The 18,042-nt window shown below is 44.6% G+C and carries 13 protein-coding genes; 5 read left to right on the top strand and 8 right to left on the bottom strand.

Annotation, left to right across the window (positions count from 1 at the left end):
* Window positions 1-32: 32 nt before the first annotated feature.
* Both QZ938_RS17970 and QZ938_RS17965 read right to left on the bottom strand, forming a co-directional pair.
* Window positions 33-3,602 (bottom strand): CHAT domain-containing tetratricopeptide repeat protein, encoded by a 3,570-nt coding sequence (locus QZ938_RS17970; protein ID WP_293352544.1) that lies wholly within the window; start codon window positions 3,600-3,602, stop codon window positions 33-35.
* A gap of 418 nt (window positions 3,603-4,020) precedes the next feature.
* Entirely contained in the window at window positions 4,021-4,872 is an 852-nt protein-coding gene (locus QZ938_RS17965; RefSeq protein ID WP_293352542.1) for a DUF4384 domain-containing protein, read from the bottom strand.
* Between the two features lie 335 nt (window positions 4,873-5,207).
* Between QZ938_RS17965 and QZ938_RS17960 the strand changes: the two genes are divergently transcribed.
* On the top strand, window positions 5,208-5,441 hold the full coding sequence (locus QZ938_RS17960; protein WP_293150970.1) for a hypothetical protein: 234 nt from the start codon (window positions 5,208-5,210) through the stop codon (window positions 5,439-5,441).
* A gap of 323 nt (window positions 5,442-5,764) precedes the next feature.
* On the opposite strand, the gene QZ938_RS17955 is transcribed toward QZ938_RS17960, so the two are convergent.
* Window positions 5,765-6,253, bottom strand: a complete 489-nt coding sequence (locus QZ938_RS17955; protein WP_293352540.1) for a hypothetical protein — start codon at window positions 6,251-6,253, stop codon at window positions 5,765-5,767.
* Between the two features lie 102 nt (window positions 6,254-6,355).
* Entirely contained in the window at window positions 6,356-9,475 is a 3,120-nt protein-coding gene (locus tag QZ938_RS17950; RefSeq protein ID WP_293352538.1) for an efflux RND transporter permease subunit, read from the bottom strand.
* A gap of 447 nt (window positions 9,476-9,922) precedes the next feature.
* Between QZ938_RS17950 and QZ938_RS17945 the strand changes: the two genes are divergently transcribed.
* The gene (locus QZ938_RS17945) at window positions 9,923-10,105 is read left to right on the top strand and encodes a hypothetical protein (RefSeq protein ID WP_293352536.1); all 183 of its coding nucleotides are present in this window, start codon (window positions 9,923-9,925) and stop codon (window positions 10,103-10,105) included.
* A 40-nt stretch (window positions 10,106-10,145) separates the two neighbouring features.
* Here QZ938_RS17945 and QZ938_RS17940 read toward each other — a convergent pair whose 3' ends face one another.
* From QZ938_RS17940 to QZ938_RS17930, 3 genes are all read right to left on the bottom strand, one after another.
* Window positions 10,146-12,083 (bottom strand): efflux RND transporter periplasmic adaptor subunit, encoded by a 1,938-nt coding sequence (locus QZ938_RS17940; RefSeq protein WP_293352534.1) that lies wholly within the window; start codon window positions 12,081-12,083, stop codon window positions 10,146-10,148.
* 202 nt (window positions 12,084-12,285) lie between these two features.
* On the bottom strand, window positions 12,286-12,417 hold the full coding sequence (locus tag QZ938_RS17935) for a hypothetical protein (protein ID WP_293150979.1): 132 nt from the start codon (window positions 12,415-12,417) through the stop codon (window positions 12,286-12,288).
* 1,017 nt (window positions 12,418-13,434) lie between these two features.
* Window positions 13,435-14,397 (bottom strand): glycosyltransferase family 9 protein, encoded by a 963-nt coding sequence (locus QZ938_RS17930; protein ID WP_293352585.1) that lies wholly within the window; start codon window positions 14,395-14,397, stop codon window positions 13,435-13,437.
* A 170-nt stretch (window positions 14,398-14,567) separates the two neighbouring features.
* Between QZ938_RS17930 and ispD the strand changes: the two genes are divergently transcribed.
* On the top strand, window positions 14,568-15,254 hold the full coding sequence (gene ispD / locus QZ938_RS17925) for a 2-C-methyl-D-erythritol 4-phosphate cytidylyltransferase (protein ID WP_293352532.1): 687 nt from the start codon (window positions 14,568-14,570) through the stop codon (window positions 15,252-15,254).
* A gap of 314 nt (window positions 15,255-15,568) precedes the next feature.
* Window positions 15,569-15,892 (top strand): hypothetical protein, encoded by a 324-nt coding sequence (locus QZ938_RS17920; RefSeq protein ID WP_293352530.1) that lies wholly within the window; start codon window positions 15,569-15,571, stop codon window positions 15,890-15,892.
* A 388-nt stretch (window positions 15,893-16,280) separates the two neighbouring features.
* On the opposite strand, the gene QZ938_RS17915 is transcribed toward QZ938_RS17920, so the two are convergent.
* Window positions 16,281-17,213: a LysR family transcriptional regulator gene (locus QZ938_RS17915; RefSeq protein WP_293352528.1), complete on the bottom strand. Its 933-nt coding sequence runs from the start codon at window positions 17,211-17,213 to the stop codon at window positions 16,281-16,283.
* Between the two features lie 529 nt (window positions 17,214-17,742).
* On the opposite strand from QZ938_RS17915, the gene QZ938_RS17910 reads away from it, so the two are divergent.
* A complete protein-coding gene (locus tag QZ938_RS17910) occupies window positions 17,743-18,036 on the top strand; it encodes a hypothetical protein (protein ID WP_293352526.1) in 294 nt (97 codons plus the stop codon).
* Window positions 18,037-18,042: the final 6 nt, after the last annotated feature.

Below are 18,042 nucleotides of genomic sequence, written 5' to 3'. Positions count from 1 at the left end.
AATTTGGTAATTGGTGATTTACAGAAACCCAACTAAGACAACCCTTGCGATACAAAACCCGCCCAATAATAAGGACTGTTAAAGGGCAAATCCTCCTTAGCGCATCCTTCTAACCGCCGTTGCTGCGCTTCTATTTTCCGCGCCGCTTCAAGTAACTTTTGAGACTCATTTTCATTCACCGCGCCCCAATGTTTTTCCATTATCCCTGCGTGCAATTCTCCCAGATGCTTTCCTAACGCGCTTTGATATCGCACCGCAAACTCTTTCCCCGTTAGATTACGCAAGTTTTGCTGTGCTTTTTGCAACGCCAAACTGCGCGACAAACCAGCTTCGCGCAACTCGTAATAAAACAAAGATAACATCGCACTTGCCAAATCTTCTACTGACCATAACGTACTGACTACACTCCTGGCACCGGCACAGAGAAACCCCACAGAAAGCGTCAGTATTTCATCGGTAACATCGGTAACAGAGAAATGAGTTTCGCAGTTGCAGGTGAAGGCATCCGACAAATCCGGCATTCGCCAACCGGGAGATAGCAATTGTCCCAGTTTCAAGTTACCATCCGCCAGTTGTAATGCCGATTCTAGGGGTTCGTTGAGGTTCGAGGCGGCGTGGTGGCTGGTGTGGAGGATTTGCACTTGCCGCAACAGGTGTTTTACGCTGTCGATCGTGGCATCCTTGCCTTGCAGCCGCCGCGTGGAGGGAATTTGGTAGGTTTTTGCCAGGGTTTCGCACTCATAACGGGTAAACGGCAAGTCTTCGGTGGCATCTTCCACGATACCCATTATCAGTTGTGCGTGCAGTGGCGGGCGATCGTGACAATAGCTGAGAATTTGGCAACTGGGGACAACGCGGAGGCGGAATTTGTCGCCGAGATATTGGGTTGGGGGCGAAGTTGGTTGGGTTTTGGGTTGAGGTTTTGGAATTGAGATGCCGCGTGTGGAGTCGGAATTTGTGGAAAGATCCCCCCCTAACCCCCCCTTAGTAAGGGGGGGGACTGGAGGGATTTTGATTGCTTCTGCATTCGTGGAAAGAACCCCCCCTAACCCCCCCTTAGTAAGGGGGGGGACTGGAGGGATTTTGATTGCTTCTGCATTGGGCAAAAGGGACTCGCAAGCATGGCTTGCCTCTTGCCCCCCCCTTTTTAAGGGGGGCTGGGGGGGATCGCCCACAGGCAATGCCGCAAACGGAATTTGATGCAACATCAAATGCGGCACGATAATCAATTCTTCAATCCCATTCAGATACTTAGCAATCAATTCATTCACTTGCAACCGCCCAGAAAGTTCTGCCAAAACACTCCCCATTTTGTCTTTCCATTCCCAGTTTCCTGTATTTCTGAATTCCACATAGGGAATCAACCAGTTTTTCCACAACCAACTTTGCAACACTTCCAATCCTTGTCCTTCGCAGGTGAAGAGTTGGGGCGATCGATCTTTCAACAAGATAAAAATATGGGTGTCATTTTCAGTCGTATAAAAACTCAACAGCGCCGTCTTATCATTATCAATTAACCGCTGAATCTGGGATAAATTTAACGGATCGACTTGGAGTTGTCCCGCCAAAACTGGATCGCGGCGGCGGAGTTCTTGCCAGGTTTGCTGTTTTTCGGATTCTAATTGTGTGATGGCTTTCTCGTCTGCTTGCAAACTTTCTGGCGTGGCGATGCGCCTCGTGCCTGCTAGTTGTGTTTCTGCGGTTTGATAGGCAAGGGTAAGCAGGTTAATTTGCTGTTGCAGATCGTCGTATTTCTGCCAAGCTTGTTTGACTTCGAGGTCAATTTCTCCCTGCTCAAAATAGCGGTTACTCGCCATGATATCGCCCAGAGTTTTGGAACGAGAACGTTCGGAATATTCAAGGGCTTTATCTAGTCGATCGTTGTTGATACAGGCTTGCACCATTTTTTCGTAAACTTTGATGGCATCTTTGAGGATTTCGTGGCGGCGTTTGTCGGTAGTTGCCCAGTTGCGGCTTTGTTCAACGGATGCAATGGCTTTTTCGTAACTTTCGATCGCGAGTTGCCAATTTTTGAGTTCAAAGGCTAGGTTGCCTAAACTGCGGCTTGCGCTAAGGCATTCGATAGGAAAAGCATCGGGAGTGTAGACACGCAATGCTTGGGTGTAAGCTGCGATCGCAAACTCAATATTGTCAGCTTTATCCCCTTTTATTCTGTGAGAATACGCATTCCCAAGATTATTTTGCGTTTGCGCCCAATCTTGGGGAAAGGATTGTGGGTTTCTTACTTGTAAAGCGAGCTTGTAAGCTGCGATCGCTAGCTCAATATTGTCAGCTTTATCCCCTTTTATTCTATCCCAGTACGCAGTCCCAACATTATTTTGCGTGTCTGCCCAATGCTGGGGGAAGGCTTGTGGGGTTCTAACTTGCAAAGCTTTGGTGTAAGCTGCGATCGCGAACTCAATATTGTCGGCTTGATCCCCTTTGATTCTGTCACTATATGTAACCCCAAGATTATTTTGCGTCATTGCCCAATCTTGGGGGAAGGCTTGTGGGGTTATCACTTGCAAAGCTTTGGTGTAAGCTGCGATCGCGAACTCAATATTGTCGGCTTGATCCCCTTTGATTCTGTCACTATACGTAGCCCCAAGATTATTTTGCGTCCCTGCCCATTGTTGGGGGAAGGCTTCAGGGGTGTAAACTTGCAATGCTTGGGTGTAAGCTGCGATCGCGAACTCAAAATTGTCAGCTTTATCTCCTTTGATTCTGTTACTATATGTAACCCCAAGATTATTTTGCGTCATAGCCCATTGTTGGGGGAAGGCTTCAGGGGTGTAAACTTGCAATGCTTGGGTGTAAGCTGCGATCGCGAACTCAAGATTGTCAGCTTTATCTCCTTTTATTCTGTGAGAGTACGCATTCCCAAGATTATTTTGCGTCATTGCCCAATCTTGGGGGAAAGCTTGTGGGGTTCTGACTTGCAAAGCTTTGGTGTAAGCTGCGATCGCTAACTCAATATTGTCAGCTTTATCCCCTTTGATTCTGTTACTGTACGCATTCCCAAGATTATTTTGCGTCGTTGCCCACTTTTCGGTATTTTCCTCGCGGTTTTGCAGGAGGACTGCATAGCCAGCAATGGCAATTTCCTGATTGTCAGCGATGTTTCCCAGGGGGAATTCTCGAATACGAATGCTGATATTTTCAATTAAGGCGACAATCAATTCTGCATTTTCTGGTTGTTGCGAAATCCAGTCTGTCGCTACTTCCTGTAAGATTTGGGCAAAATGCGTATCCAGTTTATTGAGATGCCGTTGCAAGAGCCGATCGACTGCTGCGGGATTCTTATCTATTTCCAATTCTGCTTGTAACAACTCTCCCAGGAAGGCGATATATTCTTCTAGCGTCGCTGAACTTGAGGAAATCCCCAACGATTCTGCCAATTGACTGGCAAAATTCAACAACAAATCCGCCGCATTTTGATTTCCCTTCTCTGCCAAATCAGCAGCCACCAATGCCATACATTCCAACAACCCGCTATCAACTAAATCTGGATTTGTCTCTAATAATTCCATTTCCTGTCCATCAGGGCAATTAAGGAGAGAGTAAATTAGCTGGATATAAGCTTGTATGCGTTGTTCGTCCATCTTGGGTTTCCTTTGATAATTATAAAGTCTACAAAAAATTTCGAGACATTCCTGATGAAACAAGGGTTGATTGATACCTTGCACCAATGTCGATAAGGTTTTTTTTCGTGGATGCGGGCGGGTTCGCCAAAGACTTTCAAGGTAACAAACAAATTAAATAAACCCACCAAACCCCACAAATAACCTCTCGATATCGATCACCTGTAGGGGCGGGTTCGCCAAGAACTTTCCAGGTAACAAATAAATTAAATAAACCCGCCCTCCAGACGAATAACCCCTCAATCTATCGTCATACAAAATGTCAATATGAAGGTTATTTGTGGGGTGGGGGCGGGTTTATCTAACCTGTTTACTACGCTTGTAAACCTTGGCGAACCCGCCCCTACAGGTTTATTGAAAATGATACAAGATCTCAGATCTAACCAACCACCTCAAAATCCTGATAAAAAACCTGCCAATTCTCCTTACTTTCCAAATAAATCCACAACTGATAAAGCCGCGTCTCATCCCAAGTCGGTGCGTGGTTATCTTCCCGCAAATCCAACCAATCAAAATCTAAATCTTCATCCAACACAATCCCGACAAATTCCTCTTTACCCGGAGTATCAAAATTAATCCATCCGTTACTCTCTTGCAAACTCGATCCATCTTGAGGTATCCACATCGGCTTACCATCAAGCTGACACTTCGGTGCAAAAGCAATCGAAGGCGTCAAAACATATTTGGTTTTCCATCCTTGATTCAGCAGCAGTAAATTCCGACTAGAATGCTGCAATTCAATTCGCATAGAATAAGCAGCCTTAACTTGAAGCTGTCGTTTCTGACGCGGCGGCGGGATGACAATTCCAAGATGGTTTTCTGGAGGCAGAAAATCAATCCATTCACAATGCTTGTCCGCTTTCTCCACCAAACTTTGCCAAATCCACCTCATCCGCAACCAGCGATAAACAATTTTCCAAGGAGATTCTTTCGGTTTACCTCTCCCCGGTGCCAGCTTGGCAATATCAACGCCATCTGCTGCCATTTGTGGTACAAATTTATCCTTGATTTTCTTAATGACATCGCCCAAAATTGGATTAATCGAATTTTCCGAGAAACCGCCGTTGAGTTGTTTTTTGATTAAGCCAGCGATATCGGTATTTTCGAGTTGGTGATTGTCGGGATGAAACCGCAGCCGAAAGCATGATTTTTGCACATCAGATGCAGTTTCAGTAAAAATATCCGCAGCGATATCTTCAAGAAAAACTATAAACGACTTTTCCGCGTTCATAAAATACCTCCGAGTGGGTTCAATAATTTTTTACAAAAACCGGATTGCTGAAAGAAACCCGGTTTATCAGCCAAGATTTTTTTGTTATTTAAAGCATAGCATTCGTTTTTTAGATTGACGTGGATAAACCGCAGTTGTTATTTAACGCTATTTAAGGTTATTTGCCGTTTAATTATCAATATTTAGATTTATAACCAAATTCGAGTTTTTTACCCCTCTATTAATCAGTCGGCGCAGGCCGACTTTGTTCGTGTAGTAGCGGTTTCAACCGCCGAGTCATCTGGATTATTTGCAGGTATTTAATCAATAAAAATATCCCATTTTCAGCTATTTTTATGCCTGTTAAAACAGTAAATATAAACAAATTAGAAGGCAAAGAAATGCTAAATACTACCCCGCGCGCCAAATTCTTAATCATAATTGCTAAAATTATCCTGCAAGTCGGTCAAATTTGCATCGATCCTTACCTGGGCTGTGCCTTCAGTATTGCGTTAATCCTTGTAGAATCGCTGATGGAGAAACAAGCAACAGCAGATGCAGGCAGCGAGAATACTGAAGAAATCCAGTAATACCAAATCCGGGTTAGATACTCTTGTTATGACATCTTGCACCAATGTCAATATGAGGGTTATTTGGGAGTTGTTCGTGGGGTGGGGGCGGGTTTATTTAACCTGTTTGCTACGTTTTTAACCATTGGCGAACCCGCCCCTACAGAATTATTGAAAGGCGTAGAAGCTATTCGTTGAAATCGCTTTGGGGTGAAAATCGAATGTACTCTCACATTGCGATTTTTACCCCAACAGCTCAAACAAAGTGTCCTTTGCAAACTGAGAAAATAAAGGGCTTTCCAAACCTGGATTTGGTGGTATAATGCCTATTTTTACTCGGCTTTTTACTGAGTGAAAGTAAAACGACAGTTCACTTTTTCTCCCTTAATATCCGCATTCACCTTCACAGGATACTGGCCTGGATCTTTGCCAGGAAACACAACAGCGTAATGTTTGCCTTCAGGATCGTATTTGAGAGCTAGGGTTTGTTGCTTTCCACTCGGTAACTGCACTTGTGCTGACACTTTTGCGTCAGGAACCGGTTCCTTTTTATCGCCTTTTTGCAGGTACAAATCTAAGTGAGTTCCTGTAGCTTCTTTGACAGGTACAAACTCTAAATGGTAAGATCCAGCATTGACAACTTGACCGCCTTTAGCTCCTTTTGCAGCAGCAGCAGGATCGGCGGCGGGAGCGGAAGACGCAGGTTGTGAAGCAGCAGGAGGGGGTGTGGGAGTGATTTTTGTATCGCTTGCTTCGTCGCCTTTACCGCAAGCTCCCAAAAATAGCAATCCGACACTGCCGAGAATAATTAAACTTGATTTGATCGTTTTCATGTGCTTGACTCTTTGCGGACAATTATTCGTAAATTATGGCATTTTAAAACAGGGCGTCAACGAAAATTATCAAAAATTATTCAGCAACAGCCATGATCGTTGTTAAAAAGCAGTTAAACGAGTTTTTTCATCTTCAGCAACAGGCTGAGGTTCTTGAGGGCGTAAGAATTTCCCAAATTGAGCATACAAGGCTGGCAAAACTAACAGTGTTAACGCCGTAGAAGTAAACAATCCTCCTAAAACTACTATTGACAGCGGTTGTAGGATTTCCTTTCCTGGCCCGCCTTCCAAGACTAACGGTGCTAAACCTAAAGCTGAAGTTGAAGCAGTCATCAAAATAGCGTTAAGCCGTTCCATAGACCCTTTAATAATAGCTTCTTGAAAAGCCATTCCTTCAGCAAATTTAGTATTGTAGTTGTCTACTAACAACAAGCCGTTGCGGGTAGCTACGCCGAATAATGTGACAAAGCCAACCAGGGAAGCTACGGAAATTATACCGCCAGTCAAAGCTACAGCAATTACTCCTCCAACTAAGCCGATCGGCAAATTGATCATAATCATCGCAGTTGAAGCGATCGACTTGACGGAGAGGTACATCAATACTGTGATGACTAGAAAGGCGATCGCGCTAAACACCATAATATTCTGCGAAGCCCTTTGTTCCGCCTCAAATTGACCGCCGTACTGGATAAAATAGCCAAATGGCAACTGCACCTCTCGTTTGACTTTAGCCTGAATTTCATTCACAACCGATCGCAAATCCCTACCTTTCGCATTAGCCGCCGCCACAATCAACCGAGAAACATTCTCGCGGTTAATCGTATTTGGGCCCGTACCGTATGTAACAGTCGCCACTTGCGCCAGGGGAATTTTATTACCGCTGGGGGTATCAACCAACAAATTTTGAATAGTTTCGAGGTTGTTTCTGGCTGACGGCTGCAACCACACAACCAAATCAAAAGTTTGCTGTGCTTCCAAAACTTGAGAAACAATTTTGCCATTTAAAGCTATTTCGATGATTTCCGAAAGTTCGCCAATTTTCAAACCATATCTACCCGCAGCTTGACGGTTAAACTTAATTTGAATTTGCTGCACCGGCACCTGGGGTTCGAGTTGTAAATCCACAATTCCCTTAACTGTTTTCATTTGCGCTTCAACTTGAGCGCCGAGGCTGCGAAGTTGATTCAGATCCGGGCCAAATATTTTTACAGCAATCTGACTTCTGACACCAGACAAAACCTCATCCATCCGGTGAGAAATAAAGCCTCCGATATTTGGTGCAACTCCCGGCAATTTCGCAAATTCCTGCCGCAAAAATTCCAAAGTTTTTGACCTATTTTTCATCCCTTCCTCGCTCAAACCAATATCAATGTGAGCTAAATTCACACCCGCAGCATCAGCATCACCCGGAGCTCTACCCGATCGCACTTGCACGTATTCAAATCTGCGATCGTCCTTAAGTGCATCTTCCATCGCAAAAGCCGCGCTATCCGTCGCCTCCAAAGACACCCCCGGATAAAGCAGAATAGTATTCACCAAAGTTTGCTCCTGAAACTCCGGCAAAAACACTCGTCCAAAGGAAGGCAAAATAATTAATGCTGCAACCATACTAGCAGCAGCAAAAACTAAAATTATCGCCGAATACCGCATTGACAATTGGATGAAAAAGTGATATATTTTTTTGCAAAATCTTGGCAACCAAGGTTCCTGGGAAGTCATGCGTTTATTTGGCAATAAAATAGCACAAAGCGCCGGAGAAACGAACAGCGATTCCAGACTAGAAATCACCACAACTACCAAATAAGTAATTCCCATCGGCGTAAAAATTCGACCTTCTACACCGGGTAAAGTAAAAATAGGCGAAAACACCACAATCCCAATTACCGTTGCTCCAATTAACGAATCACGCACCTCCTGACTGCCATCAAAAATCACATCCATCACCGGGCGCGGATGCCCAGAAGCCTTATTTTCTCGTAAATTGCGGTAGGTATTTTCAGCATAAACGATCGCATCGTCGATCGCAGTGCCGATCGCCACCGACAACCCCCCTAAAGTCATCGTATTCAATCCCAGCCCCAGCCAATACATCGCCAGCAGCCCGAACAGCCAAGTTAGGAAGAAATCGAGCAAAACCACCGTCAGAGTGCGCCAATTCATCAAAAACGGGATCAGAATCACGGTGACAATGATACTGCCTTCCACTAAAGCCGATCGCACATTCTCCACCGAAGAATTGATATACTCTTCCTGGCGGAAAGTCACTGTCACCTTAATATCCTGAGGTAAAGCTTGCTGTACCTCAGCCATTGCCGCCTCTACCGCCTTCGTTACCGTCGGAGTATCAGCAACTGGCTGTCGGTTTACCATCACAATCACAGCTTTTTTGCCGTTAAAACTGCCGTTTCCCCGCTTGATTGCAGCACCAATCTTGACATCCGCAACATCACCAATTCTGACGGGTGTTCCTTGGCGAGAGGCGATCGCAGATTGCTGCAAATCTGCCACAGACTCAATCCGCCCCACACCTCGAATTAACGTTTCTTTGTCGGGTGTAATTAAATAGCCTCCCGGCGCATTAACATTGGCAGCCTTCGCCGCTTCTGCAACTTGCTGCAACGACACATTAAAAGCTTTTAACTTAGCAGGTTCTACCAATACTTGATACTGCCTTTGTTCCCCACCGTAAGCCACGACTTGAGCAACACCAGTCACTGCCAAAAGACGATTTGTAACTTGCCAATCAACCAAACGGCGCACTTCCATCAAAGGAGTAGTTTCTGATGTAAAAGCATAGGTAATTACCAAACCAACCGGAGAAGTAGTCGGAGAAATTTGTGGTGTTTCTACTCCAGCCGGGAGTTTGCTTTGAGCTTGCTGCAACCTTTCGGTTATTAATTGGCGGGCTTGATAGATTTCAGTGTTCCAATCAAAGATTACCTTAATCGCAGAAAGACCGACAGCCGAAGACGATCGCACTGCTGTTACTCCCGGAGTTCCGTTAATCGCACTTTCGATCGGGAGTGTTACTAAAGACTCGATTTCTTCCGGTGCGAGGCCCGGTGCTTCCGTCTGAATTTCGACTTGCGGCGGCGCAAAAGGTGGGAAGACATCAAGGGACATTTTGGGGATGATATATAATGTCCAAAGACTAATAATAATGGTGGCGAGAACGACTAGCCAACGGCGATTAATTACCCATCTCAGAATAGTGCTGAACATTTAAACAGTTGACAGTTGACAGTTGACAGTTGACAGTTGACAGTTAAATAGCCATTCAATCTAGATTGACACCCAACAATGAAATTAGGATGAAATCGTTTCTCTTTTAAGTCTGATTTAATAAGTTATAGCGGTTATCAAAAAGATGAGGTACGTTGTTGGGCTTCAGCCCTCTTGGTTTAAGGGTTATGTAAGCTGTCAGTAGTTGTAGGGTGCGTCGCCATCTACAATCCTCAAAAAAAACGACAATCTCGTAGCGACGCACCTTACAAATCCTTTAAATAACCAATCGAATGTTGATCGTAGTTATTAGAACTCTTGCAAAAATCAAAAGCACCCCACCCCAACCCTCCCCTTATTAAGGGGAGGGATCAAGATTATTCTTGTTTCCCCCCTTAATAAGGGGGGACTAAGGGGGGTAAATTTGACTAGAGCAAGAGGTCTATTATGAAAGCACCCAAAGAATACTCAGAAACTCTAAACAACTTTGACGAAAAAGACTACAATCCAGTCCCGCCAAAGCGCTCAAAACGAGTAATCATGCGCGCTCAGTTCAAAGGGCGTAAAAAACCTATAACGTATATTTTTGATGAAGAAGAATCGCACAGTTTTCTAGATGCAGATAAATGAATCAACTCTCAGACAAGGTGATTACTTGTAAACAAAATTTTTACTTTAAACTTTGGGTTTCTGCCTCGTGGCTTTTAACACGGTGGTTGTCATCATGCGGCAATTCATCTACTTTACTGGCATTTAGTGCCACTGCCGAGGTAGAAAAACCATTGTTTTTAGAATCCGTTGGTAAAGCTGGAACTTCGCGCCGTTTTCCCCAAAATACCCCGGCTGCAAAAGTCACGGATGCGATCGCAATTCCTCCCCCAATTCCCGCCCACAAAGGCACGGGAAAGCTATTAAAACCTTCTTTCTCCTTGAGAGTTACCTCTTTCTTTTCCTCGCTGGTTGATGGCTTGCTACCGCCTCGCAGAGATTGGGCGTAAAGTTGAGGCGCGCGCTGGGTTACAATCAAATCTCCATCGAATAAACCGCTCTTAATTTCTACTAAATCCCCGGCAGTTTGACCGACTTCAATGTCAACAGCTTGATAAGCATCACCATTCTGGACGTAAACGGTTTTTTTACCGCTAACATCTACTACTGCTGTACTCGGAATTGCTAAAACATTAGTAACATTTTTGCTGGTTAAAATTTCCAACTCCGCAAACAGTCCCGGCTTTAACTCGCCGTTACTATTATCTAATTCTGCTTTGACTGGTACAACCCGCGTTTCTCCTTGCACGGATGAGCCAATTAAGGTGATTTTTCCCTTGAAAATACGATCGCCCAAATTAGCAACTTTCACCCTGACTTCCTGGCCCTGTTTTACCTGATTCAGGTCTTTTTCGTAAATGTTGGCGGTAGCAAAAACCCGGCTGTCATTTAAGACACTCATCAACGGTTTTTCAGCGCTTACAGACTCTCCTTGGGTGATGGCGCGATCGGCAATCGTACCAGAAATCGGAGCAATTACGGTGACAAGTCCCTGCTCGTTCGCAACAGTACCTAATTGTTGCAGCCGTGCTTGATAAGCCGCATCGGCTAAGCGAATGCGTGACTGAGCGACTTGCACGGCAGTTTTGGCACGTTTGACCTGATTCTCGGCTTCCAACACTTCCCGGCGGCTCTGAGCCTTGGTTAGTTGAGCTTTTGCATCTGCCACCTTGCCTTGAGAATCGCGCAATTCCCGCACGGGGAGGTCTACTTCAGCTTGTTTAATTTCGGTTTCGGCTTTGATAACTTCGGGACGGCTTTTTGCCTTCGCAACATTGGCTTTGGCTTCGGCGAAGTGGGATTGCGACTCTAACATTGTACGCCGCGCGATCGCCCCTGACGCAACTAACTCGCGATCGCGATCGAACTGTTCTTTAGCCACAGTCAATTCAGTTTCCGCCCGCGCTATCTCTGCTTGCGCTATCTCCATCTGACGTTGATAATTTTCCTTAGCAACTTTGACAACAGAGCGCTGATTGACTAATTCTTGCTCTCGTTGGTACTGTTGAGTTGTTGCTGCTACTTGAGTTTGGGCTTGTATTATTTCTGCTTCAGAGATTTGAATTTGGCGATCGTAATTTTCTCGTGCTAGTTTCAAATCGCCTTGTGCTTGCTGCAAATCTGCCTCAGCTTCCGCTCGTTTCGAGAGAGATTCAACGCGCAACTGTCCTAATTCTGAACTCGACAAAACCGCAACGGGTTGACCTTTTGATACTTTGTCTCCAGGCTTAACTAACAACTCTACCACTTTGCCAGCCACCGAAGCCGTCACTTCTACCTTTTGGTTGGGCAAAGTTTCAATTTGTCCTGTGGTTTTGATACCGATATCTAATCGCTGGCTGGTGGCCGGGGAGACTTTAATTCCCAACCGTTTTGCTGTTTTGGCATCGACAGAAATAGCAGCAGGAGTTTGATTTGTTTCGCCGCTTTGGTGAAATTCATTGCCGTGTCCCGCGTGGGCAAAAACGGTAGTGGGATAACTCAGTAAAATTAGGCTAATAAAAGTTACCGAACAACTGGTAATAATTGCCTGAGATTGAGAATATTTGTGAAATATCATCGTTGGCATTTTCCAGGAAATGAGGTTGAGTGCCAAAAGCTTAGCGGTTTGTATTTTGCCAAAAGAAGTAAGTCAAGCGAATTAACCGCAGCTACTTATTAGCATTTTTCAAGAAACGACTGCTAAGCAATGACCAAGAGCTAAAATTTATCTCCTCAACCTAGTCTTTCACTGCCAAATGAAATTAGGATGAAATTTCGACTCAGCAGCCAAAATGCCCTCCGGCTTCTAAAATACGAAGATAAGTTTTGCCTAATCCCAAGGAATTGCGATGTAGATTTTTTGCTTGTTGTGCAACTTTTTTCGCTTCAATTTCCTTTGTTAAAATGCTCATGAGTTCGTCCTTGGCTGCGTTTGATTTATAAGTTGTGTTTGATTCCAAGCTGTTCAACATCATTGAATGAATACCCTGTATATGGCTTTTTAGTGACTCTTATACTTTAGATCTAGTGCTTTTAAATTGTCTACAGTATTTTCACGTAAAAATCAAATGATGTGAATTCAGACAACTGCTGACATCTGTCTTCCAACTAAATTACTGTTATGGGAAGGTTGTTGCCAGTCTTGTATTGGCTAGATTTCTGGCTTTTTTAAACAGTTGACAGTTGACAGTTGACAGTTGACAGTTGAGAGCGAAGTGATAAAAACCGAGATTTAAACTCCGTTCCGATCACAATCTGCCTGAAGGCAGGGGTTTGAAGCCCCTGCTATTCGGTGAAGCAAGCATTTCTTAGACAATTGACAGGCTGTGATTACTATCACTTGTTGTGTGGCTTTGTGTCACATATTGCTTGGTGGAGCTAAATTTTTGCTTGTACTAAGCTTGGTAGCAGTCTTTGATTTGCTCAATTTCTGCTTGTTCCGAATCCAAAATTTATTGATGTAATTTCTTGATTTTCGGCTATTTCGACTTTTTAAAAGTATCTTCAGCCATCAATCAAGATCCTTCGCAGTGGAGAACGATCGCAATTTTTCAATATATAATAGCTGAGCGAGCGAAAGATGAAGTATTGACCAATCAATCCCTCAATCCCTCAATCTCAAATCTCAAATCTCAAATCTATAGCGGTTCTCAAACGTGGCGAGGTATGCTACAGAGCTCTATGCCCTATGCCCTATGCCCTATGCCCTATGCCCTATGCCCTATGCCCTATGCCCTATGCCCTATACCCTATCCCCATGAGTACCTCATCTTTTTGAGAAAGGCTATAAAATCCCTCAATCCCTCAATCTCTCAATCTAAAATCTCAACTTGTGCCTCATGTTTTTGAGAAAGACTGTACAAGGGGCGGGTTAAGCAAGCCAACTTCCAGACAACAGATAATTCCCGTACAAAACCCGCCCTCTTAAATTAGCCTCCCCAAACTTTCTTCAAAACCTCTTGCGGAGAAATGTCAGCCATTTTGCCAGTAGGAGATTTAATTCCCAAAAAGCGATCGCTCTTTGGAAGCAATTTTGCAGGTTCAGTCGGGCCGAACAAAGCTATTGTATAAGTTTGAACCGCCACAGCTAAGTGCATCGGCGCACTGTCAGTACACATCATCAAATTAGCAGCAGCAATGGTGGCCGCCAACTTGCCGACATCATCCGGCGAGATAACTTTTACACTCGGACAAAGTTCGACTAACTTTTTCACGAAGGCTCCATCTTCGGGGCCTTTCACCACCACAACGGGTAAATTTGGCTGCCGCTGCTGGCAGTCTTTGATGATTTGCTGCCAGTTGTCTATAGGGTAAATTTTGTCAATACCTTTAGACAAAGCTAGCTGACTCGAACCGCCGTGAATTAGAATGTAACCGCTTTCTTTGATTCCCAACCGCTGCTGTTCGGCTTCCGCCCACTGAATATCCTGTTTTGGTACACTAATTGCGATCGGCCCACAAGGATTGTTAATGTTGAATCCTTGGAGCAAATCGTGGTACATTGAAGCCGCGTACTGGTCTGTTTTCAGAGGTACCGAATCGGTGAGAAATCGAGCGCCGTTGGTTCCAGAATACCCAATTCTCTGGGGAATGCCTGTCAGCCACAGCAGAAGTCCTACAGTCCAACGTTGGCCGAGGGAAACAACTGCTTCGTATTCGCGATCGCGAATTACGCCCAGTAAATTTCCCAAATCAGCCATCGCATTGCGATCTTTGAAATTGTACGTCAAGACTTCTTTGACAGACTTGCAGACTCGGTAAGCGCCCTTCGCCCTCGGTTCCACGATCACATCAATCTGAGCCTCTGGATAAGACTGTTTGAGGTCATCAAGGGTAGGGAAAAATAAAATTTGGTCGCCAATCCCGCCTGGGACAAGTGCTAGTATTCGCATCATAAACGCTCGGGCTATTATCTATCGAGGTAGCTCTCAGCGATCGGCTTTCAGCTATCAGCTTATAGTATTTTAAGACATTAAAAGCTACTGGCTGACAGCAAAACAACTGACTGAAAATTACAGGACGCTCTTAATATATACCTTGTTGGGTGAAGAAGGGTTAGTGAATGCACTTATTAATTCCTGCGGCGGGTTCGGGACGACGGATGGGCAGTCAGCGGAACAAACTGCTGCTGACTTTGCTGGAAAAACCTTTGCTGAGTTGGACTTTGGCCGCCGCTGAAGCTTCGCAGCAGATTAGCTGGATCGGCATTATGGGCCAGCCTGAAGATTTTCCTGATTTCAAGGCAATTCTGGGCGATTTAGGTTTGGTGAAGCCCGTGGAACTGATTCAAGGAGGGGCTACCAGGCAAGAGTCAGTTTACAACGGTTTGCAGGCTTTGCCCCCAAATGCCGATCGCGTGTTGATTCACGACGGTGCCCGGTGTTTAGCAACTCCTGAATTGTTCGATCGATCTTCAGCAGCTCTCTTAAGCTGTCCGGGCTTGATTGTCGCCGTCCCGGTCAAGGATACGATTAAGGTGGTGGACGAGTCTAGAATCGTGCGAGACACACCGGACAGAAGCCATTTGTGGGCTGCCCAGACTCCCCAAGGATTTGAAGTGAAATTGTTAAAGCAGTGTCACCAACAAGGGCGGGAGAAAGGTTGGGAAGTTACAGACGATGCAGCTTTGTTTGAAAAATGCGGTTTACCAGTGCAAATTGTGGAGGGTGAAGAGACAAATTTAAAAGTTACAACGCCCGTTGATTTGAGTGTCGCTGAATTCATTTTGCGCCAGAGATACGGGAAATAGTTGACAGTTGATAGTTGACAGTTGACAGTTAATAGGTAGGGGCGGTGGATGGTGCGGGCCCGCCCTCTTAGTTGATAATTGACGATTGACCTGGGACAGCACTTGACATCGAAAAAGAGGATTGGAGCAATCAATAGTCTTCTTTTAATCTGTGCCTAAAAGAGTTCAGGATTTCAACCAATTCTTTCTAGTAATTTATCAACGATATAGCGCTTATCAAAAAGATGAGGTATTACTGAAAGCTTCTACAACCACATAAACTAAGAGGGCTAAAGCCCAACAACGTACCTAATTCATAGTGGAGGACGAAAACAATGCAATATCAGGGTAAATGGCGCATCACCGAAATGGACGAGTGGGATAGTGACTACCTGGACATGGAAGTTGAAGCGTATATCGAGATTGATTCCAAAGGTTCAGGAGAATTTCAATTTGGTTTAGTATTCGGTCAAATTGACGGCGAAGTCGTGAAAAATCGAGGCGATGAGCGATTAGAGTTTACTTGGGAAGGGAATGATGAATCTGATACTACATTTGGTAGTGGTTGGCTGAAATTAAATGACAAAGACTCGATAGAAGGTCGAATCAAAATTCACCAAGGTGACAGTTCTGGTCTTGTTGCTGAACGCATGGAGTAGTTAATATGCGATCGCACTCAGTACGAAATTACATCTATTACTGAGGGTAGTTCGATCAAATATTATCGCTTGGTGCGTCGCTCTTCTATTTCGTTTTTTTTAGGGATGGTTGATAGCGACGCACCCTACAAATGTTAGTCAGGGTGGTTCGATCGTATCAAATCCAATAGTATTGGAATTATTAATCTCTCTATTCTCTTTCTCTGTGTCCTCTGCGCTCTCTGCGGTTAAATTATTTCGATTCAACCGAAAACGAACTCAAATATTATCGCTTGGTGCGTCGCTCTTCTATTTTGAATCTTTTTCAGGGATGGTTGATAGCGACGCACCCTACAAATATTTTTACTATCAACTATCAACTGTTGAACACCCTTGGGTTCATAACTACTCAGGAAGGATTGAGTGGAAAATCAGTATCATGTTCAATCTCTGTCGCACTTTTGACTAAATCCAAAAACGCAAACACCGCCGGAATCAACAGCGCATCCCTCAAAACAGCCACCCCAATTACCCTTTCAAAAGCCGCTGGTAAACCGCAAATTTTCACCTCAGCAGGAATCGGTTCCGCCGCCAAACGTGGCATAATTGCAGCACCCAAACCGCGCATCACCATACCGACAATAGTTGAATCTTCGCTGAGTTCGTAAGCAATATTTAAGGGAAACCCCGAAGTTGCTAAATATTTGCGTAGCGGTATAGAACAAGCTGTTTCCGGCGGCTGCAAAATCAGCGGATGATTTGCTAATTCTTCCCAGGTAATCTTTCCACTTGATAATTTAGCAGTTGGTGGCAACAACACAACGTATTTATCCCGCAAAATTTCCCTTGTTTCAAATTCATCTGAGATGGGAAGAGAGACAAAGCCGATGTCTGCTTTGCCCGATCGCAAAGCTTCCTCCACAGCCTGGGTATAATACACTTCGGCAATGCTGACAGCAATCTTGGGAAAGCGATCGCGAAATTGAGCAATAATACCCGGTAGAATGTGAGTTGCGACGCTGCGAAACGTCACTATCCGCACCTGGCCTCCCTGCAAACCTTTTTCTAAATCGGCTTCTTTAACCATCATTTCTAACGATCGCACAATTTGACGCCCGTGAAGCACCACTCTTTCCCCCACCGGTGTCAGTTGAGCACCGTGTCGCCCCCGATGGAACAATTGCACACCCAATTCTGTTTCCAAAGAGGCGATGGCGTGGCTGACTGCGGATTGTGAAAGTTCCATTTGTAAAGCCGCTTCACTAAAGTTTCCACAGTCGGCTACTCCTATCAAAGCCTGAATCTGCGAGAGTTTCATCCGCCGCGTTTTGATTTCATTCATAGCGTTTCCTTGAAGGAAGAGTTGACAGTTGACAGTTGACAGTTGACAGTTGACAGTTTATATAGCGGATCGAGCTCTCATATGAGGTACGTTGTTGGGCTTTAGCCCTCTGTTATATAAGCTGTCAGTCATACCTCATCTTTTTGACAAAGGCTATAGTTGACAGTTGAGAGTTGACAAACGGAAAACGGAAAACGGAAGACGGAAAATGAAAAAGTAGAAACGAAAAAGTAGAAACGAAAAAAAAGCGATCGCAAGTGTTCCAGTAATTAACAACTTTCTAACTGTCGGGTGCGGTTGGTATATTTAGCTATCAATTTTATTCATACAACCTATGCAAGTAATGATTTGATTGTTGTTTCGCCCAGAGCTAGGGTGGATTTATCAGGTAAAAAATTTAGTTTTACTGGAGTTGCAGAGCTATCAAAAGTGCTGTAATTGCGAGAAAGTTAGCAAGTTATTGCTTCCTTTTAGCTGCGATTTTTGATTGTGCAATTTTTGTTTAATTAAAAAGTTGAAGGTGTTTGTTATGTCTACTTACGAAAAACGGCGGTATCCCGAAAAAATAAGCGTTATTTCGATTGACGAGCGAGCTAAATATGCCAAAAAGCCAAAAAGGCGATCGATCTTTTCAGCTATCAATCAACTTTGGCAAGGTTTGCTCGCCGCCGCTGCTGGCGAAAACGAGGTCAGAATTTGGCAAACGTGCGATCGCAATGGTAACACTTGCTGGCACGGTTGCGATCGCGCGACTGGTCGCTATACCTGCGCGGCGACGGATGACGAAATACGCGCTTGGATCGATCGGCGTTATTGCCAATAGTAGATT

Origin of the sequence: Microcoleus sp. CAWBG27, from assembly GCF_020883145.1 — a bacterium.
Lineage (GTDB): Bacteria > Cyanobacteriota > Cyanobacteriia > Cyanobacteriales > Microcoleaceae > Microcoleus.
Note: the sequence above shows the minus strand (reverse complement) of the source record. Positions and strands in the feature narration are given on the sequence as shown.

Bases quoted from the DNA above. Each gene is read 5' to 3' on its own strand.
- QZ938_RS17970 (WP_293352544.1), bottom strand. From the start codon at position 3,602: ATGGACGAACAACGCATACAAGCTTATATCCAGCTAATTTACTCTCTC.
- QZ938_RS17965 (WP_293352542.1), bottom strand. From the start codon at position 4,872: ATGAACGCGGAAAAGTCGTTTATAGTTTTTCTTGAAGATATCGCTGCG.
- QZ938_RS17960 (WP_293150970.1), top strand. From the start codon at position 5,208: ATGCCTGTTAAAACAGTAAATATAAACAAATTAGAAGGCAAAGAAATG.
- QZ938_RS17955 (WP_293352540.1), bottom strand. From the start codon at position 6,253: ATGAAAACGATCAAATCAAGTTTAATTATTCTCGGCAGTGTCGGATTG.
- QZ938_RS17950 (WP_293352538.1), bottom strand. From the start codon at position 9,475: ATGTTCAGCACTATTCTGAGATGGGTAATTAATCGCCGTTGGCTAGTC.
- QZ938_RS17945 (WP_293352536.1), top strand. From the start codon at position 9,923: ATGAAAGCACCCAAAGAATACTCAGAAACTCTAAACAACTTTGACGAA.
- QZ938_RS17940 (WP_293352534.1), bottom strand. From the start codon at position 12,083: ATGATATTTCACAAATATTCTCAATCTCAGGCAATTATTACCAGTTGT.
- QZ938_RS17935 (WP_293150979.1), bottom strand. From the start codon at position 12,417: ATGAGCATTTTAACAAAGGAAATTGAAGCGAAAAAAGTTGCACAACAA.
- QZ938_RS17930 (WP_293352585.1), bottom strand. From the start codon at position 14,397: ATGCGAATACTAGCACTTGTCCCAGGCGGGATTGGCGACCAAATTTTA.
- ispD (WP_293352532.1), top strand. From the start codon at position 14,568: ATGCACTTATTAATTCCTGCGGCGGGTTCGGGACGACGGATGGGCAGT.
- QZ938_RS17920 (WP_293352530.1), top strand. From the start codon at position 15,569: ATGCAATATCAGGGTAAATGGCGCATCACCGAAATGGACGAGTGGGAT.
- QZ938_RS17915 (WP_293352528.1), bottom strand. From the start codon at position 17,213: ATGAATGAAATCAAAACGCGGCGGATGAAACTCTCGCAGATTCAGGCT.
- QZ938_RS17910 (WP_293352526.1), top strand. From the start codon at position 17,743: ATGTCTACTTACGAAAAACGGCGGTATCCCGAAAAAATAAGCGTTATT.